This is a genomic window from Arthrobacter sp. (assembly GCF_031988865.1).
In the GTDB taxonomy this organism is placed as follows: Bacteria; Actinomycetota; Actinomycetes; order Actinomycetales; family Micrococcaceae; genus Arthrobacter_B.
Genome location: NZ_DALZXY010000041.1, coordinates 21357 through 28334, shown reverse-complemented (window position 1 = coordinate 28334; position 6978 = coordinate 21357). Strand labels below are relative to the sequence as shown.

The following is a 6978-nucleotide window of genomic DNA, read 5'->3' as shown; positions in this document are numbered from 1 at the left end:
TGCAGCGCGGAGCCGAAGCCTGTGCCGCCGTCGCCGGGGGTGCCGGAGCCGGGCCGTCCGCCTGCGGCAGCGGCAGGGCGGGCTGTCAGGAATGCTGTTGGAATACTCACTTGACGCCTCCCAGCAGGGACGCCTGCATCGCCCGTGCCGAGGCGACCAGGTCATTGACCGCCGTGTTCGACAGGCCCGAGGATGCTGTCTGCAGCGACGAGGTTTCCCAGGCGTCGCGGATCTGGATGGTCTGCCCGGGCTGCGGCGCGTCCACCGCCTTGCCGTTGCCGAGGTAAATGGAAACGTGCCCGCCGTCGTGGCTGAAGATCAGGTCACCGGGCTGGGCTTCCGCCAGGGAATTCACCTTGGTGCCGCTGTTCATCTGGTCCCAGGTGACGCGCGGCAGGCTGTAGCCGAGGTCCTTGAAGACATTCTGCACAAAGGAGGAACAATCGAGGCCCACGGCTGGGTCATTACCGCCCCAGATGTAGGGAAGGCCCACGTACTTCTCCACGGATCCCATGAGGGCTTCGCTCGGGGCGCCACCGGTGGGAGCGGCCTGCCCTCCGGTCACCTTGGAGAGCGCTGAGGCGAAGTCGTTGCCACCCCCTGGGGTCGGTGCCGCGGAGGAACCTGCGCCGGCGCCTGCCGCTGTGGCCGGGGTAGGCGTCGAGAGCGCCTCGATTGTGGAGCGGATCTCCTGGATCCGGCCGATCGCATCGGTCATGCTCATCAGTGGGCTTCCTTCTGCCGGCGGTGCCAGGTGGTTCCAGCCAGCTCATCCAGGATCGTCTGTTCGGCGCGCAGGTCCTCGGCGGCGAGGGCATCCGAATGCTTGTTTTCGAGTTTCTCCAGCCCCACCGAGCGTGCCCGGGCGGCATGGAACTCCGCCTGGGCGGTGTTCACCGCTGCGTTATCCACTGCCTCCGTGGCCAGGAGATCGGCCAGCATGCTGCGTGAGGAGGCCCGGGCCGCGGCGATGGCGTGCAGGGTCGCGGCGTCAGCAGCCTCAAGTGGTGAGGCGGCCAGGGACTCGTAGGCCCCGCTGCGCGCTTCCGCGCTCTGGCGCAGCTTTGCGTTCGCTGCCGCCAGTGACCCGGCGGCACTGTCCTGCTGGAGCCGGCGCAGCCTCAGCAAGCCAGCGAGTGGAAAATCCCGTCCCATCGTCATACCCCCAGATTCTGTGTGAGCCGGTGCAGCTGGTCCCAGGCGGATGCGGCTGGCGTCTGTTCGTCCATCCGCTGCTGCAGGAACGAGTTAATGGCGTCTTCGTGGTCCACCGCGGCATCCACCAGCGGGTTGGTTCCGCGCTGGTAGGCCCCGACGTCGATCAGGTCCTGGGCGGAGCGGCGGGCGGCCAGCACCCGGCGCAGCCCGGCGGAAGCCTGACTGCGGTCCTTGGGATTGACACGGGAGGCGACGCGGGAAATCGAGCCGAGGGCGTCGACGGAGGGAAAGTGCCCGGCAACCGCGAGCTTGCGGTCCAGGACCACGTGCCCGTCCAGGATCGAGCGGGCGGAGTCCGCGATGGGTTCGTTGTGGTCGTCGCCGTCCACCAGCACGGTGTACATGCCGGTGACGGATCCGGCTTTGTCCGTGCCGGCGCGTTCCAACAGCTGGGCCAGCAGGGAGAAGGTCGACGGCGGGTAGCCGCGGGTCGCGGGTGGTTCGCCGACGGAGAGCCCGATTTCGCGCTGGGCCATGGCCACACGGGTCAGCGAGTCCATCATGAGCATGACGTCGGCGCCCTGGTCGCGGAAGGATTCGGCGATTCGGGTGGCCACGAATGCGGCGCGCAGGCGCATCAGCGCGGGTTCGTCGGAGGTGGAGACGACGACGATGGACCGGGCCAGGCCTTCCTCGCCCAGGTCGTCCTCGAGGAATTCACGGACTTCGCGGCCGCGTTCCCCCACCAGCGCGATCACCGAGACCTCGGCGTCGGTCCCGCGGGCGATCATGGAGAGCAGCGAGGATTTGCCTACGCCGGATCCGGCGAAGAGGCCCATGCGCTGGCCCTTGCCGACGGTGGTGAGCGTGTCCAGGACACGCACCCCCAGCTGCAGTGGTTCGGTGATCCGCGACCGCTCCATCGCCGAGGGCGTGTCATGGTCCAGCGGAACGTACTGCTCCACCACCAGCGGGCCTTTGCCGTCGATCGGCCGTCCCAACCCGTCCAGCACCCGCCCAAAAAGGCCGGCCCCGGTGGGGACGCGCATCGGCATGCCCTTGGACCGTGCCGGGCTGCCGGCAGTGAGCCCGGTGAGGCGTCCGAACGGCATGCAGCGGACACCGTCCCGCGTCGCCGCCACGACTTCGGCGTCGACGGAAGCTTCCGGGGTGCCCAAACTGACCAGGTCGCCGACGGCACAGTCCAATCCAGTGACTTCCACACTGAGTCCGACGACGGTGGAGACTTTCCCGACCCGCTGCGGGCGGGCGGCAGCGAGGGCCTGGCTGAAAGCTTCGGGATTGGGCCGCCAGCTGACCGGTTGCAGCACGCGTTCGCGCGTCCGGCGCCGGTCGCGGCGGCTGACCATCGACGCATCCATGGCGGTGTCCAATCCGGGTGCCTGCGCCGATCCCGGCTCTGCCGTGAGGGTCATGGAGTTCCCTCCAGCAGGGCAGCTTTGGCACGGGCCAGCGCCGAGGACAATCTGGCGTCCAGGAACCCGTCGGGGAACTCGGTTACCGCGTCTCCGCGCTGCAGGCTGGGGTCCGGGGTGAACACAACAGCTGCGTTGTTCAGGGTGTCGCTGTCCAGGATCTCCAGGTCGGCCGGGTGCATCCGCACCGTGTGAACTTCCCTGACGTCGATCCCGGAGAGGGCGCGGTCCAGTGCGGCCCGGGCAGATGCTTCGCCGTTGGCCAGTTCCCGGCCCAGCAGGGCTTCTGCCAGCTCCAGTGCGGCTGCCGCCAGGGAGTCCTGAACCTGGGAGACGGCCGGGACCGTGAGCTGGGCCAGGCTTTGTTCAGCGGCGTTGAGCAGCTGCAGCGCGTGGTCGGCGCGGGCTCGCAGGGCAGCCGTTTCGGCGTCGAACCGTGTCTTTAGGTCCGCGCGGAGGCGGGCAGTCTCGGCGCCGGCAGCATGCAGGCCGGCAGCGTAGCCGGCGGCATGCCCCTGTGCCTTCCCGACCTCGGCGGCACGCTCCAGGTTATGGCCGCCCAGGGTCGGGTAGGCCATGCGCGAGAACGTGCGTTCCGGGGACTCAGTAGACATACTCTTCCTCGTCCGCATGGTGGATGGTGATCGCGCCCTGGGCTTCCAGGTCGCGGATCGCCCGGACGATCGTGGCGCGGGCCTCCTCCACCTGGGACAGTCGGGCCGGACCCGATGCGGCGATTTCGTCGTCGAGGATCTCCCGGTTGCGTTCGGAGACGTTGCTCCGGATGGTTTCCAGCACGGTCTCGTTGGCGCCCTTCATGGCCAGCGCCAGCACGGCGACGTCGATGCCGCGCAGCACCAGCTGCACGTCGCGGCGTTCGAGCTTGGTGAGGTCCGCGAAGGTGAGCATGCGCGAACGCACTTCCTCTGCCAGTTCCGGGTCCCGGGCGTCCAGGGCATCGAGCAGTGCGCGTTCTGTCGCGGCGTCGGCCCGGTTGATGATGTCCACCAGCGGCTGGATGCCGCCGATCTGGTCGGCGGCCTCGCGGGCGGCACCAACGGCTGTGGCCCGGGCCTTGAGGGTTTCGGCGACGATCCGGATGGCTTCGGGAGTCGCACGGGACATGTTCGCGATGCACTGGGCGACTTCGGTGCGCAGGTCTTCGGCGAACCCGCCGATCACGGCGGAGGCGCGCTGTGGACGCATATGCGCCAGGACCAGGGCAATAGTCTGCGGCAGCTCGCTTTCCAGCAGGCTCACGATTTGGGCAGCCTCCGCACGTTCGAGGAATTCGAACGACTTACCCGCCATGGAGGAGGCGAGCCGGTCCATTACGCCGGAGGCACGTTCGGTGCCGAAGGAGGCTTCGAGCAGGCCCATGGCAACATCGCGGCCGCCGTGCGCGCGGCGCCGACCGTCCACGGTCATGTCGTAGAACTCGTTAATGACGCTCTCCACCACGGCCACATCGACCCGGCGGAGGTTCACGATTTCCGCGGCCAGTTCCTGGGCTTCGGCTTCGGTGAACTGCTGCAGCACGGTAGCTGCCCGCGAGGTTTCCAACTGCATCAGGACGACGGCGGCCTTCTGCATGCCGGTCATCTTGGGCAGGACGGGCTTGGGTACCGGCGGCCGGATGGCGGGGACAGCGGCAGTCGGCGCTTCCGGTGCCGTCTGGCGGGAATCGGGTTCCGGTGCGGTGGCTAGCGCGGTTCCGGAGGACTGTTCGCTCATACCCGCTGCCCCTCATCCATGAAGTTGCGCAGGTAGTCCGCGGTGCGGACCGGATCCTGGAGGGCCAGGTGATCCAGTTCTTCGAGCTTGCGCTCAGAGTCTGCGGCGTTGGCCACGATGCGCAGCGAGGCTGTGTCTACTGCCGGTTCCAGGACATTCCGGATCGGCTCCTGGCCAATCATGGCCAGCCCGGTGGGCGGTGCCAGCGGGTCGAGTTCGGGCAGTATCCCGATGTCCACTGCCTGCCGGTTCTGCCGGCGGGAGCGGAGGGCGTAGGCGACCAGGGCCAGAATGACTGCCAGGACGATGCCCGCGGCCATAATGCCGGTTCGGAGCAGCTGAGCCCGCCGTTCGGCTTCCTCGGCGGCTTCGGCGGCAGCCAGCGCCTCCTGTGCTGCTTCGGCGCCGGTGGCGTTGAAGGCAACCATTTCGACGGTCAGCTCATCACCCCGGGCCTCGTTGACGCCGGCGGCGTTGGCCACCAGCGCGCGGATGTCCGCAACGTTCATGCCGGCGGCGGTGGCCGAGTTCAGGGCCACGGAAATGGTCTGGCGGTTAAGCGCGCCCGCTGGAATGTCACGGGTTTCGGTGACCTTGTTGACGGCATTGTTCTTGGTGGTGGACTCGGACGTGTAGTTTCCGTCGTCGTTCCCGCCGTTCGGGACGGCAATGTTGTCCGGTCCCAGGACTCCAGCTGCGGTGTTGCCGTTGCTGCCGGCGTATTCCTCGGTGGTGGTGGCTTCATTCAGCGCCGGGTTGCCCTGCGGGTTGGTGAAGGTTTCCTCCACCCGGTTGGCAGATTCGTAGCTCATGTCCGCGGCGACAGCCACGGTGGCATTGCCTGGACCAACAACCCGGTCCAGCATGCTCTGCACGGACGAGGAGACCCGCTGTTCGTAGTCAGTGGCCTGTTTGTCTGCCGTGCCGGTGGCCCCGACGCCAACCGCGGAAAGGACAGTGCCGGCCGAGTCGACGACGGCGACGTTGGTTGCCTTCATGCCGTCGATGGCGGCGGATGTCAGATGGACGATCGCCTGGACCTGGTCTCCGGTGAGCGTCACGCCGTTCTCGGTGTCGATGAAGACGGAGGCCGTGGGGTCCACCTTTTCCGAAACAAAGACGGTGTCCTCGGGGAGGGCCAGCTGCACGGAGGCGGTCTTGACGCCGTTGAGCGCTCCGATGGTCTTCGCCAGTTCCCCTTCCAGGGCACGCTTGTAGGTCACGGACTGCTGGAATTCGGAGGAGGTCACGCCCATGTCATCAAGCAGGGAATAGCCTCCGGTGGAGGAGGCGGGCAGCCCGGCTCCAGCGGCCTTGAGCCGCTGGTCGTAGACGTTCTGCTCCGGGACCATGATGGTCCCGCCACCCGCGGCGATCTCATAAGGCACGCCGTCAGCCTGGAGCTGTTCAACGATGCTGTTTGCGTCCGAAGCCTGCAGCCCGGAGAAGAGCGGGCTGTAGGAGGGCTTGGATGCCCAGCTGGCCAGGGCAAAAATTCCCAGGGCCAGCACCGCGATGCCGATCAGCGCCAACGTTTTCTGCGCCAGGGAGAACTGGCTGATGGTTTTCCCCAAACGGCCAAAGGCCGCGTTCACCTGAGTCATTAGGCCTGCATCCGCATAATCTCGTTGAACGCGTCAACACTCTTGTTGCGCACGGCGGCCACGAGTTCGAGCGTGAGGGAGGCGCGGGTGGAGGCGATCTGGGCAGCGTGGATGTCGTCGAGGTCGCCCGTGACGGCCTGCACCGCGAGCTTCTTAGACGTGGAAGAAAGGTCCTGGACATTGTCCACCGCGCCGGCGAGCGACGAGGCAAAGCCGCCGCCGTCAGTCGCCGGGGCGGCTCCGGCGGTGTTCTCGAGGTAGGCGGTGGGCAGCGTGCCGGCCACGGCACCGATGGCGGGGATGGGCATCAGGAGCGTCCAATCTGGAGTGCGGCTTCGTAGGTGGCTTTGGCCCGGTCGACGACGGCGGCATTGGCTTCATAGCCGCGCTGCGCCATGATCAGGCTGCTCATCTGTTCGGACATGTCGATATCCGGGTAGCGGACGTAGCCTTCGGCATCCGCGAGGGCGTGGTCGGGTTCGTAGACCATCCGGCCCTCGGCGTTCCCGTATTCAACGCCGGAGACGTACACGCCAGTGTTTTCGGCGCCTTCCTGGGCCAGCACGTAGCGGGCTTGGAAAGCCGCGCCGTCGGTGCTGGAAGCGTTGTTCATGTTGGCCAGGTTGTCCGAGACCGCATCCAGCCACTTGCGGTGGACGGTGAGGGCGGAACCGGCGATTCCGATTGCGTCAAAAGTCATTACTGGGTCCTCATCGCGGTACGGAGTGAATTGGCTTCTCCGCCGACGGCCTGGGCTGCGAACTGGAAGCGCAGCACTGTGTCGATGTTGGAAAGCGTCTCGGTGTCCAGGTTGACGTTGGATCCGTCGAGCCGGGTGGGTTCCAGGGAGCGTCCGGTGGCGGCTTCGGTGAAGTTGGCGCTGCCGGCTTTGACCGATTTGGCCAAGGCGTCCTCGAAGCTGACGCGCTGGGCGTGGTAGCCGGGCGTATTCACGTTGGCGATGTTGTTCGCAATGGAGCGCTGGCGCAGGGCCAGGCCATTGAGGGCACTCTGGAGTGCCACCGACGACACGGAATCGAACACAG

9 protein-coding genes are annotated in these 6978 nt (G+C 67.1%); all 9 read right to left on the bottom strand.

The genetic code is table 11. The features are described from left to right. Positions 1-106 precede the first annotated feature (106 nt). Entirely contained in the window at positions 107-724 is a 618-nt protein-coding gene (locus tag RTN46_RS09300; protein ID WP_312180784.1) for a C40 family peptidase, read from the bottom strand. Then, positions 724-1161 carry a flagellar FliJ family protein gene (locus RTN46_RS09295; protein ID WP_312180783.1) on the bottom strand — a complete coding sequence of 146 codons (438 nt, stop codon included), beginning with the start codon at positions 1159-1161 and terminating at the stop codon, positions 724-726. The genes RTN46_RS09300 and RTN46_RS09295 overlap by 1 nt, the downstream gene beginning before the upstream one ends. Next, the gene (locus RTN46_RS09290; protein ID WP_396157561.1) at positions 1158-2528 is read right to left on the bottom strand and encodes a FliI/YscN family ATPase; all 1371 of its coding nucleotides are present in this window, start codon (positions 2526-2528) and stop codon (positions 1158-1160) included. Before RTN46_RS09290 ends, RTN46_RS09295 begins: the two co-directional genes overlap by 4 nt. Before the next feature lie 62 nt (positions 2529-2590). Next, a complete protein-coding gene (locus tag RTN46_RS09285; protein WP_312180780.1) occupies positions 2591-3208 on the bottom strand; it encodes a FliH/SctL family protein in 618 nt (205 codons plus the stop codon). Further along, positions 3198-4196: a flagellar motor switch protein FliG gene (gene fliG, locus RTN46_RS09280; protein WP_312180786.1), complete on the bottom strand. Its 999-nt coding sequence runs from the start codon at positions 4194-4196 to the stop codon at positions 3198-3200. The genes RTN46_RS09285 and fliG overlap by 11 nt, the downstream gene beginning before the upstream one ends. A gap of 128 nt (positions 4197-4324) precedes the next feature. Continuing rightward, a complete protein-coding gene (gene fliF / locus RTN46_RS09275; RefSeq protein WP_312180778.1) occupies positions 4325-5932 on the bottom strand; it encodes a flagellar basal-body MS-ring/collar protein FliF in 1608 nt (535 codons plus the stop codon). Next, complete coding sequence (gene fliE, locus RTN46_RS09270) at positions 5932-6240, bottom strand: flagellar hook-basal body complex protein FliE (RefSeq protein WP_312180777.1); 309 nt, start codon at positions 6238-6240, stop codon at positions 5932-5934. The genes fliF and fliE overlap by 1 nt, the downstream gene beginning before the upstream one ends. Further along, positions 6240-6632 (bottom strand): flagellar basal body rod C-terminal domain-containing protein, encoded by a 393-nt coding sequence (locus RTN46_RS09265; RefSeq protein WP_312180776.1) that lies wholly within the window; start codon positions 6630-6632, stop codon positions 6240-6242. The genes fliE and RTN46_RS09265 overlap by 1 nt, the downstream gene beginning before the upstream one ends. Next, positions 6632-6976 carry a flagellar basal body rod protein FlgB gene (gene flgB, locus RTN46_RS09260; protein ID WP_312180774.1) on the bottom strand — a complete coding sequence of 115 codons (345 nt, stop codon included), beginning with the start codon at positions 6974-6976 and terminating at the stop codon, positions 6632-6634. Before flgB ends, RTN46_RS09265 begins: the two co-directional genes overlap by 1 nt. Positions 6977-6978: the final 2 nt, after the last annotated feature.

Bases quoted from the DNA above. Each gene is read 5' to 3' on its own strand.
- RTN46_RS09300 (WP_312180784.1), bottom strand. From the start codon at position 724: ATGAGCATGACCGATGCGATCGGCCGGATCCAGGAGATCCGCTCCACA.
- RTN46_RS09295 (WP_312180783.1), bottom strand. From the start codon at position 1,161: ATGACGATGGGACGGGATTTTCCACTCGCTGGCTTGCTGAGGCTGCGC.
- RTN46_RS09290 (WP_396157561.1), bottom strand. From the start codon at position 2,528: ATGGTCAGCCGCCGCGACCGGCGCCGGACGCGCGAACGCGTGCTGCAA.
- RTN46_RS09285 (WP_312180780.1), bottom strand. From the start codon at position 3,208: ATGTCTACTGAGTCCCCGGAACGCACGTTCTCGCGCATGGCCTACCCG.
- fliG (WP_312180786.1), bottom strand. From the start codon at position 4,196: ATGACCGGCATGCAGAAGGCCGCCGTCGTCCTGATGCAGTTGGAAACC.
- fliF (WP_312180778.1), bottom strand. From the start codon at position 5,932: ATGACTCAGGTGAACGCGGCCTTTGGCCGTTTGGGGAAAACCATCAGC.
- fliE (WP_312180777.1), bottom strand. From the start codon at position 6,240: ATGCCCATCCCCGCCATCGGTGCCGTGGCCGGCACGCTGCCCACCGCC.
- RTN46_RS09265 (WP_312180776.1), bottom strand. From the start codon at position 6,632: ATGACTTTTGACGCAATCGGAATCGCCGGTTCCGCCCTCACCGTCCAC.